General features: G+C 62.2%; 4 protein-coding genes and 1 pseudogene. All 5 read left to right on the forward strand.

Features of this window, described 5'->3' with window-relative positions:
- Positions 1 to 103 precede the first annotated feature (103 nt).
- Positions 104 to 2,014, forward strand: coding sequence for a polysaccharide biosynthesis protein (locus tag AC3WJE_RS16130; protein WP_493731838.1), 1,911 nt, complete (start codon positions 104 to 106; stop codon positions 2,012 to 2,014).
- A gap of 154 nt (positions 2,015 to 2,168) precedes the next feature.
- The gene (locus tag AC3WJE_RS16135) at positions 2,169 to 2,417 is read left to right on the forward strand and encodes a hypothetical protein (protein WP_493731839.1); all 249 of its coding nucleotides are present in this window, start codon (positions 2,169 to 2,171) and stop codon (positions 2,415 to 2,417) included.
- An 85-nt stretch (positions 2,418 to 2,502) separates the two neighbouring features.
- Positions 2,503 to 4,914: a DUF3772 domain-containing protein gene (locus tag AC3WJE_RS16140; protein ID WP_493731840.1), complete on the forward strand. Its 2,412-nt coding sequence runs from the start codon at positions 2,503 to 2,505 to the stop codon at positions 4,912 to 4,914.
- 311 nt (positions 4,915 to 5,225) lie between these two features.
- The gene (locus AC3WJE_RS16145) at positions 5,226 to 6,890 is read left to right on the forward strand and encodes a ShlB/FhaC/HecB family hemolysin secretion/activation protein (RefSeq protein WP_493731841.1); all 1,665 of its coding nucleotides are present in this window, start codon (positions 5,226 to 5,228) and stop codon (positions 6,888 to 6,890) included.
- A gap of 63 nt (positions 6,891 to 6,953) precedes the next feature.
- A pseudogene (locus AC3WJE_RS16150) lies at positions 6,954 to 19,532 on the forward strand (two-partner secretion domain-containing protein); the annotation flags it as partial.
- Positions 19,533 to 20,882: the final 1,350 nt, after the last annotated feature.

Consider the following 20,882-nt stretch of genomic DNA (forward strand, 5'->3'; position numbering starts at 1 on the left):
AGGCGTGATGTCGCACCTGTCGGCGCAGGCCGGTATCCGTGAGCCGCTGCCACATCGCCGCATGACGCGGGCGTGTGCGCGGCACTGAGCAGAGGAGGTAGGCGTGGATTCGTGGCGAGATCGATGGATGGGCCAGCTGCCGCGTGCGGTGGTGGTCGCGCATGACCTCGTGATGGTCTGGCTGGTCTGGCAGGTACTGTGCAGGCTGCGCTGGGGCATGGAACCTTCGCCGCCGTTGCTGCCGATGTGGTCGGTGGAGATCGGCTTCGTCCTGGGCGTGCAGGCGGTGTCGTTCTGGGTGATGGGCCTCTATCGCGGGCTGTGGCGCTTCGCCAGCGTTCCGGATCTGTGGAACATCCTCAAGGCGTCGGTGCTGGGCCTGTTCGGGATCGCGCTGGGGCTGTTCCTGTACAACCGGCTCGGCACGCTGCCGCGCTCGGTGCTGGTGCTGTATCCGCTGGTGCTGGTGTGCCTGCTGGGCGCGCCGCGTCTGCTCTACCGCGCCTGGAAGGACCGCGACCTCGATCAGGATCGCCATGGCGCGACGCGCATTCTGGTGCTGGGCGCCGGCGCGGCTGGCGAGGCGCTGGTGCGCGATCTGCGCCGTGTCAGTGCCTATCATCCGGTCGGCTTCCTCGATGACGCCGCGGATCTGCAGGGTTGCAAGATGCAGGGCGTGCCGGTGCTCGGGCGCGTGCAGGACGTGGCCCAGATCGCCCGCGAGACCGCTGCCGGGCTGCTGGTGATCGCGATGCCCTCGGCCGATGCGCAGGCGATGCGGCAGGTGGTCGCCGCCTGCGAAGGCAGCGGCCTGCCGTTCCGTGTCGCGCCGCGCCTGCAGGATGTGCTGGAAGGGCGCCTGCTGCCGGGCGAACTGAAGGAGATCGCGATCGAGGATCTGCTCGGACGCAAGCCGGTGCTGCCGGACTGGAAGGCGGTCCAGACCTGGCTGGGCGGGCGCTCGGTGCTGGTCACCGGCGCCGGCGGTTCGATCGGCTCGGAACTGTGCCGGCAGTGCGCCCGTTACGGTGCCCGTCGTATCGCGTTGATCGAGATGAGCGAGCTGGCACTGGCGACCATCGAAACCTCGCTGCGTCGTCATTTTCCGCAGATCGAGATCGTGCCGATCCTGGGCGATTGCGGCGATCCGGCGGTGATCGCGTATGCGCTTGCCCGGGCCCGGCCCGATGCGGTCTTCCATGCCGCGGCCTACAAGCAGGTGCCGATGCTGGAGCTGCAGCTGCGCGAGGCGGTGCGCAACAACGTGCTGGCGACCGAAACCGTGGCCCGCGCCTGCAGCGAGGCGGGCATCGGCACCTTCGTGCTGATCTCGACCGACAAGGCGGTCGATCCGGCCAACGTGCTCGGTGCCAGCAAGCGCCTGGCGGAAATGGTCGGGCAGGCGCTGACCCGGCAATATCCAACCCGCTTCGTCACGGTGCGCTTCGGCAACGTGCTCGATTCTGCGGGCAGTGTGGTGCCGTTGTTCCGCGAACAGATCCGCAAGGGCGGCCCGGTCACGGTGACCGATCCGGAGGTCACGCGCTTCTTCATGACCATTCCCGAAGCCTGCCAGCTGATCCTGCAGGCCTCGGCGATCGGAACGCACGAGGCGGTCTACACCCTCGACATGGGCGAGCCGGTGCCGATCCGCCTGCTGGCCGAACAGATGATCCGCCTGGCCGGCAAACAGGTGGGGCGCGACATCGCGATCGTCTACACCGGCCTGCGTCCCGGGGAAAAGCTGCACGAAACCCTGTTCCATGCCGACGAGCGCTACTGCCCGACGGTGCATCCGAAGATCCTGCTGGCCGAGCCGCGTGATGTCTCGGCCGCGAACATCGAGGGCATCATCACGCATCTGCGCGAGGCAGTACTGCGCTATGACCTGGTTGCACTGGATCATCTGTTGCGGCTTGCCGTTCCCGAGTTCCAGCCGGATGGAAGGTCTTTCGATTACCGCAAGTCAGCGACGGTGTTCGCTTTTCCCGCCCGTACTGCCAGTACGGCGTAGCGCGACGGCCTGGCCTGCATCGGCCAGGCCGTTTCCGTAGCCGGCGATGATGTGCGCCAATTCGCGCAGGACAGTATGTTTTGGTGCCTTGGCTGGGTGTGCATGCGCAGTCCGCGGTAACCTCGCCGGATCTCAGGTAGGAGGAGCACCGGGCATGATCCAACTGATCCTGTTGCATGGAGACACGCATGTCAGCCGCGAACAGCGTGAGGATGCGCCGGAGCTGTTCGACCACGAGGGCGTGACGTATTCGCTGCGGGCCGGCCCGCGCACGCCGTTGCCGACCGACCATGTCTGGGATCCGGTGGCGGTCTACGCGCCGGACGAGTTGAGCGAGGAAGAGTTCCAGGCCCTGTATGAGGCCGCACGCACGCGGGTGCCGGAGTTCGCGCTGCACTATTGAGGGGTGCGCGTTAGCGTGCCGTTGCCGGGGGCTGACTTATAGTGCGGACCACGCGTGGTGGTCCGCGCATTCCCAAGTGCAGCCTGTGTCCCGTATCCCGCCTCAATCCCTGTTCCTGCGGCTGCTGGCCGGCCTGATGCTGAGCATGTGGGTGGCCGCGGCCGCGCTTGCGCAGACACCACAGGATAATGATCCGCAGGCACTGATCGACGGCGCCGGGAAGACGCTGGACGAGGTCAAGGCCAAGCTGGACGAGGCCAAGGCAGAAGATTTCAACGCACTGTCCGAGAGCGCACTGGGGGCGCAGCGCGATGCGCGGACCGCCGTACAGGCGATCACGCCGCAGTTCGATCAGGTGCAGGCGCAGCTGACGCAGTTGGGGCCTGTGCAGGATGGCGTCAAGGAATCGTCCGACATCGCTCGGGAGCGCAAGGACCTGACCAGCCAGCTGAGCGCGCTGGATTCCTCCATCAAGCGAGCCAACCTGCTGGCCACCGATGCACAGCAGGTCCTGGACAGCATCGAGAGCGCGCACGCGCAGCTGTTCAGCGAACAACTGTCCACGCGCGTGGCTTCGCCGTTGTCGCCGGCGTTGTGGAGCCAGCTGGCGCAAACCTTTCCGGACGACTGGGACAAGCTGCTCGCGCTGTATCAGCAGGTCGTCGCGAGCGTGCAGGACGCGGTGGCCGCGCGCGGCTATGCGCTGCTGCTGACTGGGCTGGCGATCGCGCTGGTGCTGGTGTTGCCGCTCAGGTTGTTCCTGCGTCATCTCGGGCGTCGTTATGCGGCCTCGCGCGCGCCGGGCGGACGCCTGCGTCGTTCCGGGCTTGCGCTGTGGTTCCTGACGGTAGGCACCACCACGCTGGGGTTGGCGGCGCTGGTGCTGGTGCAATGCCTGGACGGCATCGGCGCGCTGCCCAAGTCGCTGGCGCATGTGGCCGAGACCTTCGTGGTGGCCAGCTTCATCGCGGCCTTCATCAGTTCGCTCAGCACCAGCCTGCTGATGCCGGAAACCCCCTCATGGCGGCTGTTCCCGCTCGATGACGACATCGCCCGCCGGCTGCGCTGGTACTGCCATGCCACCGCGCTGGTGGCGTGGGGCAGCACGCTGGCACTCGAGCTGAACCGATCGGCCCGCACCGGTACCGCGTTGACCGTGGCCGCCGAAGGCGTGTTTGCACTGTTGTACGTCGGCCTGATCCTGTCGATGCTGTCGAGCCTGGCGCGTTCCTCGGCGGCACCGAAGACGCAGGCCGCGAACAAGGACGCACCCGCGCCGGTCACCAGCCGTGGTGGCGGAGTGATCGTGCTGGTACGCCTGCTAGGTCATCTGATCGTGATCGCGGCCCTGGTGGCCGCGTTGTTTGGTTACCTCAATCTGGCGCTGCTGCTGGCCAGCCAACTGGTGTGGATCGTGGTGGTCGTCGCGTTCATCGGCCTGCTGATGGCGTTTGTCGATGACCTGATGGCCTGGTTGTTCAGGCCGGAAGCCCGGTTGAGCCGCGCGCTGTCGCATGCGTTGGGCGTTGGTAGCGGACGCCTGGAACAGGTGGGCGTGCTGGTATCGGCGGCGCTGCGCGTGCTGCTGGTGATCGCAGGGTTGATGGCGCTGGTGGCGCCTTACGGCACCAATATTTCGGTGTTCACCGGCTGGCTCGACACGCTGACCAACGGCCTGACGATCGGTGATTTCAAGCTGACGCCGATGGTGCTGGGGCGTGCGTTGCTGGTGTTGGCGATCGGTCTTTGGGTGGTGCACATGGTGCAGCACTGGCTGGTGCAGACCTATCTGCCGAAGACCGAGTTGGAGCCGGGCGCGCGCAACTCGGTGAGCACGGTGGCGCGTTATGTGGGCTGGGTGGCGGTCGGTCTGTGGACCTTGACTGCGCTCGGCATCGGCGTGGGCCAGCTGGCGCTGGTGGTGAGCGCGTTGTCGGTCGGTATCGGTTTTGGTTTGCAGGCGATCACCCAGAACTTCATTTCCGGACTGATTCTGTTGGCCGAGCGACCGGTGAAGATCGGCGACTGGGTGCGGATCGGCGATCAGGAGGGCGACGTCCGCAAGATCAACGTGCGCGCTACCGAGATCCAGGTCGGCGACCGTTCGACACTGATCGTGCCCAACTCGGAGTTGATCACCAAGAGCGTGCGCAACATGACGCTGTCCAACCCGATGGGGCGGGCGCAGTTGCAGTTCTCGGTGCCGCTGGGCGAGGACATGGAGCGGGTACGCGCGCTGCTGCTGGAGATCTATGCGGCGCACGAGCGCACGTTGAAGGAGCCGGCGCCATCGGTGTACATCGATTCGCTGGCCAATGGCATGGCGAACTTCAACAGCTTCGTGTTCGTGGGCAGTCCGCGCGAGGTCTATTCGGTGCGCAGTCAGTTGTTCTTTGCGTTGTTGAAGCGGATGGATCAGGAGGGGATTGCGTTGCAGTCACCGCAGGATGTGCGGATTTTGCGGGAGGTTGATGGGGGGAGTCCTGGGGAGGGGTGAGTTGTCGTCGCGAACTGCTTCGTCGCTGTCTTGTGAGTGCCTTCGTGGATTGTTGATGTGTTGGTTTGTTGTGTAGGTATTTTCCCTACAGTGTGTAGGTGTTGCATCGATTGACGTAATTTGTCATGAGCCGTCAAACTGAAGAATACGCGATGGAATGCTATCCCTGATGTGCGCTGGGGGGCGGCACAGGGATGCAAGCGGCAACGGATGTGCACGCAGGATTAGTAGGATAAGGAAGTGAACAGGTGATTCGGGGAAAGGGATCTTCTCGCTGTGTAAACAGCGTGGCCGCCGCGGGTTTTCTCGCGATGTCAGCGTGGCCGTTGATGGCGCAGGAGGTGTCATCACCCTCGTCGCCACAGAACACGCTGGATCGCCAGGAGCAATTGCGCCAAGCCGAGGAAGTGGAGCGCCGTCAGGCGCAGGAGCGCGAGGCGCCGTTTGCCGGCTCGCGCGAGGCGGCGTTGGGCGCCGATATGAAGCGGATAGATGTGCCTGCGGAAAGTGTCTGTTTCCCTTTGCAGCGTGTACGGCTGACCGGCGGCGGTGCGGAGTTCAGCTGGCTGTGGATCTATTTGAAGCGTTACACCGGCAGTTGCGTCGGCCAGCAAGGCATTGATCTGATCCGTCGGCGTGCGTTGGATCAATTGATCGCGCGCGGCTATGTCACCACCCGGATTGGAGTGCCCGAGCAGGATATTTCCTCTGGCGTGTTGCGCTTTGAACTACTGCCCGGCAAGGTGCGGCAGGTGCGGGTGGAATCGGCATCCGGGCGCCCGGGTTTCTGGCGCGGCGCTTTGCCACTACGCCCCGGTGATGTGCTCAACCTGCGCGCCATCGAACAGGGCGTAGAGCAGTTCAAACGTTTGCCTTCGCAAGACGCCAGGATCGACATCGTGCCGGGCGAGCAGCCGGGTGAATCGGATCTGGTGATCACGTTGCAACATGCGCGGCGCTGGCGTGTGGTGATGAATGCCGACGACTCAGGGATGGAAGCTACCGGTCGCGCCCAGGGCGGCATCGACTTCGCGTTGGATTCGCCGTTGGGCCTCAATGATCTGTTGTCGATCGGCTACAACCACGATCTGGCCGACCATGGCGACGAGCGCGGCACGCGCGGCAACAGCTTGAGTTACAGCTTGCCTTGGGGGTGGTGGACGTTTTCGATGTCGTTGTCCTCATACCGCTATGCACAGCGGGTAGATGGTTACCTGCAATCGTTCCAATCCACGGGCGAATCACGAAGCGCGCAGTTGGATATGCAGCGCACCTTGCATCGCAACGCAGTAAGCAAGACTTCGGCCGGCGTGGTCGTCGCCAGACGTGAAGCACATAGCTATATGGATGGCGTGGAGATCGGCATCCAGCGCCGTAAGACCACCAGTGCCGAACTGTACTTTTCGCACCGGCGCTATTTGGGGAGCGTGCAGTTGGACGTGCGTCTGGCCCATCGCCGCGGAACACCCTGGTTCAACGCTCAATGGACCGGCTATGACCCGAATGTGGGTTATCCCACCTTCCGTTACGGTGTCACCACCCTGGACGCCAGCATTGGCGTGCCGTTCCAGGTGGCGGGTAGGCCGCTCAGCTGGGAGAGCAGCTTGCGTGCGCAGACGTCCTCGGATCTGCTGCTCGGTTCGGAATTCATTTCTATCGGCGGCCGCTACAGCGTGCGTGGCTTTGATGGCGAGCGCACGATCGGCGCCGAACGCGGTGCTTATTGGCGCAACACGCTCAGCATTCCGGTGCAAGCCTGGGGTATCACGCCGTATCTGGGCGTGGATGCCGGCCGCATTGGTGGTCCCAGTGCGCGTGGCCTGTCTGGCAGAGACATGGCCGGTACCTTCATCGGCCTGCGCGGCGCGCGCGGCCGTTTGAACTGGGATGCCTTTGCCGGTTGGGAGTTGCACAAGCCCGAAGGGATTGAAACCGCGCAGCCGGCGTACGGAATCCGTTTGATCTATCAGTTTTGAATCACTCCGCCGCCACATGGCGGAAGGTCATTGATCCGTCCGGATGGGCGGTGACAAGGAACGATGAAAGTGGAACTTTCCCATAGTCCTTCGTACTCGGTCGCAGACAACTTGAAGCGCGCCCTGGCGTTGCTGTTGAGCGTGACAGTGACCTTTACCTCGATTCCGGTTTACGCGCAGGTGGCGCCTGTCGATAACCCCGGTGGCCAAAAGGCCGGCCTGGAAGCGGCCAACAACGGTGTGCCGGTGGTGAATATCGTGGCGCCCAATGCGGCCGGCGTTTCCCACAACCGTTATTCACAGTTCAACGTGGGTCAGAACGGACTGATCCTCAACAACAGCGCTCAGATTTCCAACACCCAGCTGGGTGGCTATGTTTCCGGTAATGACAATCTGAAAAGCAGTGGCGCAGCGCGGCTGATTCTCAACGAGGTCACCTCCACCACCAGTCGCTTGCAGGGCTATACCGAAATTGCCGGCAATGCCGCGCAACTGGTGATCGCCAACCCCAATGGCATCGTTTGCGATGGCTGCGGCTTCCTCAATACCTCGCACGCCACCCTGACCACCGGTGTGCCGGTGTTCGGCGCCGATGGTGGCTTGAGTGGGTTTGATGTCACCCGTGGCATGCTGCGGATCGGTGGCGGTGGATTGAACGCCTACAACATCGATCGCCTGGATCTGCTTTCGCGCGAAATGAGCGTAGAAGGCACGCTGTGGACCAAGGATCTGCTGGCTATTGCCGGCAGCAACCGGGTCGGCTATGACGGCATGGTGCTGGACATGTTGCCCGGTACGACGGGCACCAGTGGGGTGGGCATCGACGTAGCCTACCTGGGCGGCATGTACGCCGACCGTATCCGTTTGGTCGCCACCGAAGCCGGCGTGGGCGTGGTCAGCCGCGGCACCCTGGCTGCGCAAAGTGGCAATCTGGAAGTGGACAGTGCCGGTAAAGTCACGCTTTCCGGTACCTCGGTGGCGTTGGGTGATGTCAAAGTCAACGCGGGCGATACGCTGGTGCAGAACGGCGTGCTGGGTTCGGAACTGGCCAGCGTCGATCTGCGCAGCAACACCGATATGCAGTTGCGCGGGGACACGATTTCCGCGGGAAGTCTGACTGCCTCTGCAGGCGGTACGTTGACACACGATGGCCGCAGCAGCGCCATAGCCATTGGCTTTGCGGCTCACGAGCTGAGCACGGCCGGCACGCTTTACAGCGCCAATGATCTGCAACTGAGTGCCAGTGGTGTATTGAGCGCCAGTGGTACTGCCTATGCCGGTGGCAATGCCACCTTGAATGCAGGCCAGTCGTTGCAGCAGAGCGGCACGGTGCAAGCGGCACGGGCTTTGAATCTGCAAGCGGCGCAGCTGGACAGCACCGGGACTCTGGATGCCGGCACAGCGCTGGGCTTGCGCAGCGGTGGCGATGCGTCCTTGGCGGGCGTCGTGCAGGCATTGGACAGAGTGGAGGTGCAGATCGGCGGCCAGCTACGCAACAGCGCGCAACTGGTCGCTGGCGATGGTATCGCCCTGGATGCGGCCTCTATCACCAACACCTCTCGCGGCGTGATTTCCGCCAATGCGGGTGTAGTGATGAAGACCACTGGCGAAATCAGCAATGCCGGTGTCGTATTCGCCGGACGCAATCTCGATGTGGATGCTGCGCGTTTGACCCAAAGCGGGCAGAGCTATGCCGGCAGTAACGCCAGCGTGCGCGCCGCCGAAGGTGTAACCAACCAGGGCAGCCTGGTAGCCGGCAATACCTTGAGCATCAACGCCGGCAGCATTGACAGCACCGGTGAACTGGGCACGCAGCGTGGCGATGTGGCGCTCGACAGCCGCGGCGATATCACCTTGGCTGGTGTCAATATCGCCGAAGGTGCTCTGGTGGCGCGCGCCGCAAATACCTTGCGCCAATCCGGTACCTTGGGTGCTGCATCGATAAACCTGAGAGCAGGTGGCGATGGCGTGTTATCCGGCACCGTGGTATCCGACGGCAATCTGGTACTGGATGCCAGCGGCAATCTGCGCACTGCGGGCGCCATGTATGCGGCTGGCGATGCCAGCCTGACGGCGACCGGTGATTTGAATCAGCAGGGCCAGGTGCAGGCCGCCGGGAAATTGCAATTGCAGGCCGGCAACATCGCCAGCACGGGCGTGCTCGATGCCGGTGACCGCTTGGATGTGCATAGTGCCGGTGCGGTTGCATTGGCCGGTGTGGTGCAGGCAGGTCAGGACATCGCGCTGGACGCCAATGGCGCCATCATCAATCGCGCTCAAGTAGTGTCCGCGGGCGAGATCCGTGTGTCCGGCGATGGCATGGAAAATGCCGGAACCGGCTTGTTGTCGGCGGCTGCGGCCGTCGATCTGCATGCACAGAAAACGCTGCGCAACGACGGCGTGGTCTACGCAGGCGGAACTTTGTCGATGCAGGCCGAAGAGTTTGTGCAAAGTGGACAGGCCTACGGTCGCCAGGGCGTGACTCTTGCGGCGGCAGGTACGGCCGAAAACCGTGGCAGTCTGGTATCAGGCAACGGCTTGGACATCCAGGCCGGCAATCTGATCAGCAGTGGAGAGTTGGGCACTGAATCCGGCGATCTCGTCGTTGACAGTCGTGGTAATGCGGCGATAACGGGCGTGACGATTTCGCAACGTGCGCTCACCGTAACCGCGGCCGACGATCTGGTGCAGGCCGGCGTTTTGAAAGCGCAATCGGTGGCCTTGCAGGCTGGTCGTGATACGGCATTGAGCGGCTCTTTGCATAGCGCCCAGGACTTGAACCTGCAAACGCAGCGGTCGCTGGCGTTCGATGCGCGCGCCTATACGGGTGGCAATCTCGATCTGCGCAGTGGCCAGGACATCACCCTGGGCAATGATGCGGTCGCGCAAAGTGCCGGCGGGATCACCTTGTCCGGCCGCAGCATCGACAGCCACGGTGTGCTGGATGCAGGCACCGATCTGGTGCTGGATAGTGCGGGTGCTTTGAACCTGGACGGTATCGCCCAGGCGGCCAATGACATTGAGCTGAAATCCGGCGCAGCTTTGAGCAGTACCGCGCAGGTAGTGGCCGGGCGTGACCTTTCGCTGACCGCGGCAAGTCTGAGTAATGGCGTCGCAGGTGTTTTGTCGGCGAAGGAAAACCTGACCGCCAGTATCACGGGCGAGTTAAACAACGCCGGTACCCTGCACGCGCAGAAGAATCTTGCGTTGAACGCGGGCTCATTACAGAACAGCGGCCAGGCGTACGGTGCCACCGGCATCGCGGTAGCCGTGGAGGGTGGGGCGAGCAACAGCGGCAGTCTGATCTCAGGCAGCGGCCTGAACATTGAGGCAGCCCGCATCGCCAACGGCGGCCAGCTGGGCACGGAAGCCGGTGGTCTTGCCCTCACCAGCCGCAGCGATATCCAACTTGGCGGCACCGTGGTTTCGGCGGGTGGCCTAGTGGCCAATGCCGCTAATGACCTGATTCAACCTGGTGCGCTGAGCGCGCGCTCGGTGGAGTTGAAAGCCGGCCGGGACGTTACGCTGGATGGCACTGTCTATAGCGCACAGGCGTTGAAGGTTCAGGCTGAGCACAATCTGGCCATCAACGATGAAGTCTATGCCGGCGGTGTTGCTCAGCTGAGTGCTGGCGATGCCTTGAGCGTAGGCGCCGACGGCGTCGTACAAAGCGCACGGACGATCAGCCTATCTGGCGGAAAAATAGAAAGCCAAGGCGCTTTGGACGCTGGAACTGATCTGGTTCTGGACAGCGCGAGTGACCTGACTCTGAGTGGTATCGCGCAGGCCGCCAATGACATCCAACTCAATGCGGTGGATGCGTTGAGCAACAATGCGCAAGTGGTGGCAGGTCGCGACCTGTCTGTGACCGCTGCAAGCCTGAGCAACAGCGCCGCAGGTATCTTGTCGGCCAAACAGAATCTGGCCGCCAACATTGCTGCCGAGTTGAACAATGCAGGAGTTCTGCATGCGCAGAAGAACCTTGCATTGGATGCGGATTCCTTGCAGAACGGCGGCCAGGCCTACGGCGCTACCGGCGTCACGGTGGCCGTAGAAGGTGCGGTGAACAACAGCGGTAGCCTGATCTCAGGCAGCGACTTGAACATTGAAGCGGCCCGTATCACCAACAGCGGCCAGCTGGGCACAGAAGCCGGTGATCTTGCCCTCACCAGCCGCAGCGACATCCAACTCGGCGGTACGGTGGTTTCGGCCGGCGCACTGGCAGCCAATGCCGGCAATGACCTGACCCAATCCGGCGCGCTGAGCGCACGCACGGTGGCGTTGAAGGCCGGCGAGGACGCCACGCTGAACGGTACCGTCTACAGCGCACAAGCACTGAATATTCAAGCCACTCGCCACCTTGCCATCAATGACGAGGTCTATGCAGGGGGTAGCGCCCAACTGAGCGCGGGCAATGCGTTGACCGTAGGCGCGGACGGCATCGTGCAGGGCGCAGGTGCGGTCACCTTGTCTGGCCGCAGCATCGACGCCCAAGGCATCTTGGATGCTGGCAGCGATCTGACGCTGGACAGTGCAGGCGCCCTGAATCTGGGCGGCATCGCCCAGGCCGCCAATGACATCGAACTGAAGTCCGGTGCGGCACTGAGCAGTAGCGCGCAAGTGGTGGCGGGTCGTGATCTATCGGTGACCGCAGTCAGCGCAAGTAACACCGCCGACGGTATTCTGTCGGCCGGCCGGAATCTGGCTTCGGTGGCGAATGAGCTGAGCAACGCGGGCGTTCTACATGCGCAACAGGAGTTGGCACTGACAGCTGATTCATTGCAGCAGCATGGTCAGATCTACGGTGGCAGAGACATCAATCTGGATATTGCAGGTGCGGTAGACAACACCGGCAATGTGGTGGCAGGTAATAGTCTGAGTATTACCGCCGCTCGCATCACCAGCAGTGGTCAATTGGGCACGGAAGCCGGTGATCTTGCTCTCACCAGCCGCAGCGATATCCAGCTCGGCGGCACGGTGGTTTCCGCCGGCGCACTGGTGGCCAATGCCACCAACGATCTGACCCAGTCTGGTGGGCTGAGCGCACGTTCGGTGGATTTGAAGGCCGGCCAGGATGCATTGTTGTCCGGCACCGTCTACAGCACACAGGCGTTGAAGATCCAGGCTGAGCGGAATCTTGCTATCAACGATGAAGTCTATGCCGGCGGCAATGCCCAGCTGAGCGCAGGCAATGCGTTGAGCGTAGGCGCTGAAGGTGTTGTACAAAGCGCGGGTGCGATCGCCCTGTCGGGTAAGAGTATCGGCAGCCAGGGCGCACTGGATGCAGGTGCCGATCTGGTGCTGAACAGCGCGGGTGATCTGACTCTAGGCGGCATTGCCCAGGCTGCGCGCGATATCGAGTTTCAATCCACCGGCACCTTGAGCAATACCGCGCAGGTTGTGGCGGGTCGCAACCTTTCGCTGAGTGCCGCAAGCGCAAGCAACAGCGTCGCAGGCATTCTGTCGGCCAAGGAAAACTTGGCTGCCAATGTCGCTGGTGAACTGGACAATGCCGGTGTTCTGCATGCGCAGAAGAGCCTTGCGTTGGACGTGGGCTCGTTGCAGCAGAGCGGACAGGTGCATGGCGCGACCGGTGTTGCAGTAAATGCCGCGGGTGCCGTGAATAACAGCGGCAGTCTGATCTCAGGTAATGGCCTGAACATTGAAGCGGCCCGCATCGCCAACAGCGGCCAGCTGGGCACGGAAGCCGGTGATCTTGCCCTTGCCAGCCGCAGCGACATCCAACTCGGCGGCACCGTGGTTTCGGCCGGAACCCTGGTGGCCAATGCTGCCAACGATCTGATTCAGTCCGGCGCACTGAGCGCACGCTCCATCGAGTTGAACGCTGGCCGCGATGTCACCTTGAATGGCACCGTGTACAGCACGCAGAACCTGCGCGCTGATGCCAGTCGCAACCTCGCCATCAACGATGAAGTCTATGCCGGTGGCGATGCCCAGCTGAGTGCGGGCAATGCGTTGACCGTAGGCGTGGACGGCATCGTGCAGGGTGCAGGTGCAATCACCTTGTCTGGTCGCAGCATCGATAGTCAGGGCATCTTGAACGCCGGCACGGATCTGGCACTCACTAGTGCGGGAGATCTGACGCTGAGTGGCATCGCACAAGCGGCCAATGATGTGGCATTGAATGCCGCGGCTACGATCAGCAACTCCGCACAAGTAGTCGCGGGCCGCAATCTTTCACTGACGGCGGCTGAGTTGAGCAATAGTGCTACGGGCATCCTGTCGACCAAGGGAAACCTGGCCGCCAATATCGTTGGCGAAATAAACAACGCCGGCAATCTGCACGCACAGAACAGCCTTGCGCTGAACGTGGGTTCGTTGCAGAACAGCGGTCAAGCCTACGGTGCAACCGGAGTTACAGTTAACGCAGCTGGCAGCGTGAAAAACACCGGCGGCCTGATTTCCGGCAATGGTCTGAACATTGAAGCGGCCCACGTCGCCAATAGCGGCCAACTGGGGACCGCGGCAGGTGATCTGATCATCACCAGCCGCAGCGATATCCAGCTCGACGGCATGGTGGTCTCAGCCGGTGCCTTGGTGGCCAATGCGACCAAGGATCTGACCCAGTCCGGTGCGTTGAGTGCGCGCTCGGTGGACGTGAAAGCCAGTCAGGATGCGGTGCTGTCCGGTACTGTCTACAGCGCGCAGAACCTGCGCGTTGACGCCAGCCGAAACCTCGCCATCAACGATGAAGTCTATGCCGGTGGTGCAGCCCATCTGAGTGCAGGCAATGCGTTGAGCTTGGGCGCCGGCGGCGTCGTACAAAGTGCGGGTGAGATCACCTTGTCGAGCAAGAATATCGACAGTCAGGGTGCCTTGGATGCGGGTACCGATCTGGCACTTAACAGCGCGGGCGATCTGACCCTGGGTGGTATCGCTCAGGCCGCACGTGATGTCGAGTTGAAGTCCATTGGTATTCTGGACAACACCGCACAAGTGGTGGCAGGTCGCAATATTTCGCTGAGTGCCGCAAGTGTAAGCAACAGTGACGCAGGCACCCTGTCGGCCAAGGAAGACCTGACCGCCAATATCGCGGGCGAGTTGAACAACGCCGGCACCCTGCACGCGCAGAAGAGCCTTGAGCTGAATGTGGGCTCGTTGCAGAACAACGGTCAGGCCTACGGCGCCACCGGCGTTATGGTCACCGCAGTAGGCGCGGCGGACAACACCGGCGTCCTGATTTCCGGCAATGGTCTGAACATTGAAGCGGCTCACGTCGCCAATAGCGGCCAACTGGGAACCGAGGCAGGTGATCTGACCCTCACCAGCCACAGCGATATCCAGCTCGGCGGTACCGTGGTTTCCGCTGGTGCGCTGGTAGCCGATGCTGCCAACGATATGACCCAGTCCGGCGCGCTGAGCGCACGTTCCGTCGAGTTGAATGCTGGCCACGATGTCACTTTGAATGGAATCGTCTACAGCGCGCAGGATCTTCGTGTCGATGCCAATCGAAACCTTGCGACCAACGATAAGGTTTATGCCGGCAACGCTGCTCAGCTGAGCGCGGGCAGTGCCTTGACCGTGGGTGTGGACGGCATCGTGCAGGGCGCAGGTGCGGTCACGCTGTCTGGTCGCAGCATCGATGCCCAAGGCATCTTGGATGCGGGCAGCAACCTCACGCTGGACAGTACAGGTGCTTTGAACCTGGGTGGTATCGCCCAGGCCGCCAACGATATCGAGCTGAGATCTGGTGCGGCTCTGAGCAACACCGCACGAGTGGTGGCAGGTCGCAATCTTTCGCTGAGCGCTGCAAGCGTAAGCAACGGTGCCGCAGGCATTCTGTCGGCCAAGGAAAAGCTGTCCGCCAACATCGCGGGTGAGTTGAACAACGCCGGCACCCTGCACGCGCAGAAGAGCCTTGCGTTGAATGTGGGCTCGTTGCAACAGACGGGTCAAATCTATGGCGGTACGGGCGTAACCGTGAGTGCCATCGATACGGTGAACAATGCTGGCGGCCTGATTTCCGGTAGCGGCTTGAGCATTGAAGCCGCTCATATCGCCAACAGCGGCCAGCTGGGCACTGAAGCGGGTGATCTGTCCCTCATCAGCCGTGGTGATATCCAGCTCGGCGGCACGGTAGTTTCCGCCGATTCACTGGTGGCCAATGCCGCCAACGATCTGATTCAGTCCGGCGCACTGAGCGCACGCTCGGTGGAGTTCAAGGCGGGCCAGGATGCAGTGCTGGGTGGCACCATTTACAGTGCGCAGAATTTGCGGGGTGATGCCACCCGCAGCCTCGCCATCAACGATGAAGTCTATGCTGGCGACAATGCCCAGTTGAGCGCAGGCAATACGCTGAATGTAGGTGCCGACGGCGTCGTACAAAGCGCGGGTGCCATTACCCTGTCGGGCAAGAATATCGACAGCCAAGGTGCCTTGGACGCGGGTACCGATCTGGTGCTGAACAGTGCGGGTGATCTACGCCTGGGCGGCATTGCCCAGGCGGTCAATGACGTCGAACTTCAATCTACCGCTGCATTGAGCAACAACGCGCAGGTAGTGGCAGGCCGCAATCTTTCGCTGAGTGCAGCAAGCGCAGCCAACGGCGCCGCAGGCATTCTATCGGCCAAGGAAAACCTGACGGCCAACATCGCCGGTGAACTGAACAACGCGGGCAACCTGCACGCGCAGAAGAGCCTTGAGCTGAACGTGGGCTCGTTGCAGAACAGCGGCCAAGCTTACGGGGCGACCAGCGTTACGGTTACCGCCGCCGGCAGCGTGAACAACACCGGTGGTCTGATTTCCGGTAACGGCCTGAACATCGAAGCCGCTCATATCGCCAACAGTGGCCAATTGGGTACCGAGGCCGGTGATCTGACCCTCACCAGCCGCAGCGATATCCAGCTCGGCGGCACGGTGGTTTCGGCCGGTGCCATGGTGGCCAATGCGGCCAAGGATCTGACCCAATCCGGTGCGCTGAGTGCGCGTTCGGCGGAGTTGAAGGCGGGCCAGGATGCCGCGCTGAACGGCACTGTCTACACTGCACAAGCACTGAGTATTCAAGCCAACCGCGACCTTGCTATCAATGACGAGGTCTATGCAGGGGGGAGCGCTCAACTGAGCGCGGCCAACGCGTTGACCGTAGGCGCGGACGGCATCGTGCAGGGCACGGGTGCGGTCACCTTGTCTGGCCGTAGCATTGATGCTCAAGGCGTCTTGGATGCCGGCAGCAATCTGATGCTGGACAGTACAGGTGCTTTGAATCTGGGTGGCATAGCCCAGGCCGCCAATGACATCGAACTGAAATCCACCGGTGCCTTGAGCAATACCGCACAGGTTGTGGCGGGTCGCAATCTTTCGCTGAGTGCCGCAAGTGCAAGCAACAGCACTGCCGGCATCCTGTCGGCCAAGGAAAAGCTGTCGGCCGATATTGCGGGCGAGTTGAACAACGCCGGCACCCTGCACGCGCAGAAGAGCCTTGCGCTGAATGTAGGCTCGTTGCAGAACAGCGGCCAAGCCTATGGCGCCACCGGCGTTGCGGTTGCCTCAGCAGGCAACGTGAACAACATCGGCAGTCTGATTTCCGGTAACGGCTTGAACATCGAAGCCACTCATATCGCCAACAGCGGCCAGTTGGGCACCGAAGCGGGTGATCTGTCCCTCACCAGCCGCAGTGATATCCGACTCGGCGGCACGGTAGTTTCCGCCGATTCACTGGTGGTCAACGCGGCCAACGATCTGATCCAGTCCGGTGCAGTCAGTGCGCGTTCGGCGGATTTGAAAGCCGGCCAGGATGTTGTGCTGGATGGCACTGTCTACAGCGCACAAGCGTTGAAGGTTCGGGCTGAGCGCAATCTGGCCATCAACGACGAGGTCTATGCCGGCGGCGATGCCCAGCTGAGTACGGGAAGTACCTTGACCATAAGCGCTGATGGCGTCATTCAAGGCGCCGGCTCAATCACCCTGTCGGGCAAAAATATCCACAGCCAGGGTGCCTTGGATGCGGGTAGCGATCTGGTACTGAACAGCGCGGGCGATTTGAGCCTGAGTGGCATCGCCCAGGCCGCACGCGATATCGAACTTCAATCCACCGGCGTATTAAGCAATGCCGCGCAGGTTGTGGCGGGTCGCAATATCTCGCTGAGTGCCGCAAGTGCAAGCAACAGTGCCGCAGGCATCCTGTCGGCCGAGGAAAATCTATCCACCAACATCACGGGTGAATTGAACAACGCTGGTACCCTGCACGCGCAGAAGAGCCTTGCGCTGAACGTGGGATCGTTGCAGCAAACGGATCAAGTTTATGGCGGAACGGGCGTAACCGTGACTGCCACCAATGCGGTAAACAACACAGGCAGCCTGATTTCCGGTAACGGCCTGAGCATTGAAGCTGGCCGTATTGCCAACAGCGGCCAATTGGGTACCGAAGCGGGTGATCTGTCCCTCATCAGTCGCAGTGATATCCAGCTCGGCGGCACGGTAGTTTCCGCCGGTTCACTGGTGGCCACCGCGGCCAACGATCTGACTCAGTCCGGTACGTTGAGTGCGCGCTCGGCGGACGTGAAAGCCGGCCAGGACGTTACGCTGGGCGGTACCGTCTACAGCGCGCAGAACTTGAGGGTCGATGCCAATCGAAACCTCGCCATCAACGACGAGGCTTATGCCGGTGGTGATGCCCAGCTGAGTGCGGGCAATGTCTTGGCCGTGGGGGTGGATGGCATCGTGCAGGGCGCAGGTGCGGTCACGCTGTCTGGTCGCAGCATCGATGCCCAAGGCATCTTGGATGCGGGCAGCAATCTCACGCTGGACAGTACAGGTGCTTTGAACCTGGGTGGTATCGCCCAGGCCGCCAATGACATCGAACTGAAGTCCGGCGCAGCGCTTAGCAACACCGCGCAAGTCGTGGCGGGCCGCAATCTTTCGCTGAGTGCCGCAAGCGCAAGCAACAGCGCCACAGGCATCCTGTCGGCCAAGGAAAACCTGACGGCCAACATCGCCGGTGAACTGAATAACGCCGGCACCCTGCATGCGCAGAAGAGCCTTGTGTCGAATGTGGGCTCGTTGCAGAACAACGGCCAAGCCTACGGCGCCACCGGCGTTGCGGTTACCGCCGCAGGCGCGGTGAACAACACCGGCAGTCTGATTTCCGGTAACGGCTTGAACATCGAAGCCGCTCATATCGCCAACAGCGGCCAGTTGGGCACCGAAGCGGGTGATCTGTCCCTCACCAGCCGCAGCGATATCCAGCTCGGCGGCACGGTGGTTTCAGCCGGTGCCATGGTGGCCAATGCGACCAAGGATCTGACCCAGTCCGGTGCGTTGAGTGCGCGCTCGGTGGACGTGAAAGCTGGCCAGGATGCGGTGTTGGCCGGTACTGTCTACAGCGCACAAGCGTTGAAGGTTCAGGCTGAGCGCAACCTGGCCATCAATGATGAAGTCTATGCCGGTGGAAATGCTCAGCTGAGTGCAGGCAATACGTTGAATGTAGGCGCCGCCGGCGTCGTACAAAGCGCGGGTGCCATTACCCTGTCGGGCAAAAATATCGACAGCCAGGGTGCCTTGGGCGCGGGTACCGATCTGGTACTGAACAGCGCGGGTGATCTGAGCCTGAGCGGTATCGCTCAGGCCGCGCGCGATATTGGGCTTCAATCCACCGGTGCATTAAGCAGTACCGCGCAGGTAGTGGCAGGCCGCGATCTTTCGCTGAGCGCTGCAAGTGTAAGCAACAGCACCGCAGGCATTCTGTCAGCCAAAGAAAACCTGACCGCCAATATCGCGGGTGAATTGAACAACGCCGGCACCCTGCACGCGCAGAAGAGCCTTGTGTTGAATGTGGGCTCGTTGCAGAACAATGGCCAAGCCTACGGGGCTACCGGCGTTACAGTTACCGCCGCCGGCACGATGAACAACACAGGCAGCCTGATTTCCGGTAACGGCCTGAACATCGAAGCCGGTCTTATAGCCAACAGCGGCCAGTTGGGCACCGAAGCGAGTGATCTGTCCCTCACCAGCCGCAGCGATATCCAGCTCGGCGGCACGGTGGTTTCGGCCGGCGCACTGGTGGCCAATGCGACCAAGGATCTGACCCAGTCCGGTGCGCTGAGTGCGCGTTCGGTGGACGTGAAAGCCGGCCAGGACGTTACGCTGGGCGGTACCGTCTACAGCGCGCAGAACTTGAGGGTCGATGCCAACCGAAACCTCGCCATCAACGACGAGGTTTATGCCGGCGGTGATGCCCAGCTGAGTGCAGGCAATGCCTTGGCCGTGGGGGTGGATGGCATCGTGCAGGGCGCAGGTGCGGTCACGCTGTCTGGTCGCAGCATCGATGCCCAAGGCATCTTGGATGCGGGCAGCAACCTCACGCTGGACAGTGCAGGTGCCTTGAACCTGGGTGGTATCGCCCAGGCCGCCAATGACATCGAACTGAAGTCCGGCGCGGCGTTGAGCAATACCGCGCAAGTCGTGGCGGGTCGCGATCTTTCGCTGAGTGCTGCAAGCGTAAGCAACGGCGCCGCAGGCATCCTGTCAGCCAAGGAAAAGCTGTCTGCCAATATTGCGGGCGAGTTGAACAACGCCGGTACCCTGCACGCACAGAAGAACCTTGTGCTGAACGTGGGGGCATTGCAGAACAGCAGCCAAGCCTACGGCGCCACCGGCGTCACGGTTGCCTCAGCAGGCAACGTGAACAACACCGGCAGCCTGATTTCCGGTAACGGCCTGAACATTGAAGCTGGCCGTATTGCCAACAGCGGCCAATTGGGTACCGAGGCGGGTGATCTGTTCCTCATCAGTCGCAGTGATATCCAGCTCGGCGGCACGGTAGTTTCCGCCGATTCACTGGTGGCCACCGCGGCCAACGATCTGACCCAGTCCGGTGCGCTGAGCGCGCGCTCGGTGGATTTGGAAGCCGGCCAGGATGCGGTGTTGGCCGGTACTGTCTACAGCGCACAAGCGTTGAAGGTTCAGGCTGAGCGCAACCTGGCCATCAATGATGAAGTCTATGCCGGCGGCGCTGCCCAGCTGAGTGCAGGCAATGCCTTGACCGTGGGGGTGGATGGCATCGTGCAGGGCGCAGGTGCGGTCAAGCTGTCTGGTCGCAGCATCGATGCCCAAGGCATCTTGGATGCGGGCAGCAACCTCACGCTGGACAGTGCAGGTGCTTTGAACCTGGGCGGTATTGCCCAGGCCGTCAATGACATTGAACTGAAGTCCGGCGCGGCGCTGAGCAACGCTGCTCAAGTCGTGGCAGGTCGCAGTATCTCGCTGAGTGCCGCAAGCGCAAGCAACAGCGCCACAGGCATCCTGTCGGCCAAGGAAAACCTGACGGCCAACATCGCCGGTGAACTGAATAACGCCGGCACCCTGCATGCGCAGAAGAGCCTTGTGTCGAATGTGGGCTCGTTGCAGAACAACGGCCAAGCCTACGGCGCCACCGGCGTCACGGTTGCCTCAGTGGGCAACGTGAACAACACCGGCAGTCTGATTTCCGGTAACGGCTTGAGTATGGAAGCCGGCCATATCGCCAGTAGCGGCCAATTGGGCACAGAGGTTGGCGATCTGACCCTCACCAGCCGCAGCGATATCCAGCTCGGCGGCGCGGTGGTCTCGGCCGGTGCCTTGGTGGCCAATGCGGCCAACGATCTGACCCAGTCCGGCGCACTGAGCGCACGTTCCGTTGAGCTGAAGGCCGGCCGCGATAGCACCTTGTCTGGCACGCTCTACAGCGCTCAGACGCTGCAAGCACGGGCCGATCGCAACCTTGTCATCAACAACGAGGTGTATGCGGGCACGAATGCCCAACTGACCGCGGGCAATGCCTCCAGCGTGGGCGCGGATGCCGTCGTGCAAAGCGTCGGCGCGATCAGCCTGTCGGGCCGCAGCGTCGATAGTCAGGGCGCCCTGGATGCCGGCACCGATCTGCTGTTGGATAGCGCTGGCGATCTGACCCTGGGCGGTGTGGTCCAGGCCACGCGTGATGTGGCTTTGAATGTCGGCGGAGTGTTGAACAACAACACCCAAGTGGTGGCCGCTCGC

The organism is Pseudomonas sp. GW821-FHT07E12 (assembly GCF_058986605.1).

What these genes read in the sequence shown, in the direction of transcription:
- AC3WJE_RS16135 (WP_493731839.1), top strand. Translation starts at nt 2,169, where the DNA reads ATGATCCAACTGATCCTGTTGCATGGAGACACGCATGTCAGCCGCGAA.
- AC3WJE_RS16145 (WP_493731841.1), top strand. Translation starts at nt 5,226, where the DNA reads ATGTCAGCGTGGCCGTTGATGGCGCAGGAGGTGTCATCACCCTCGTCG.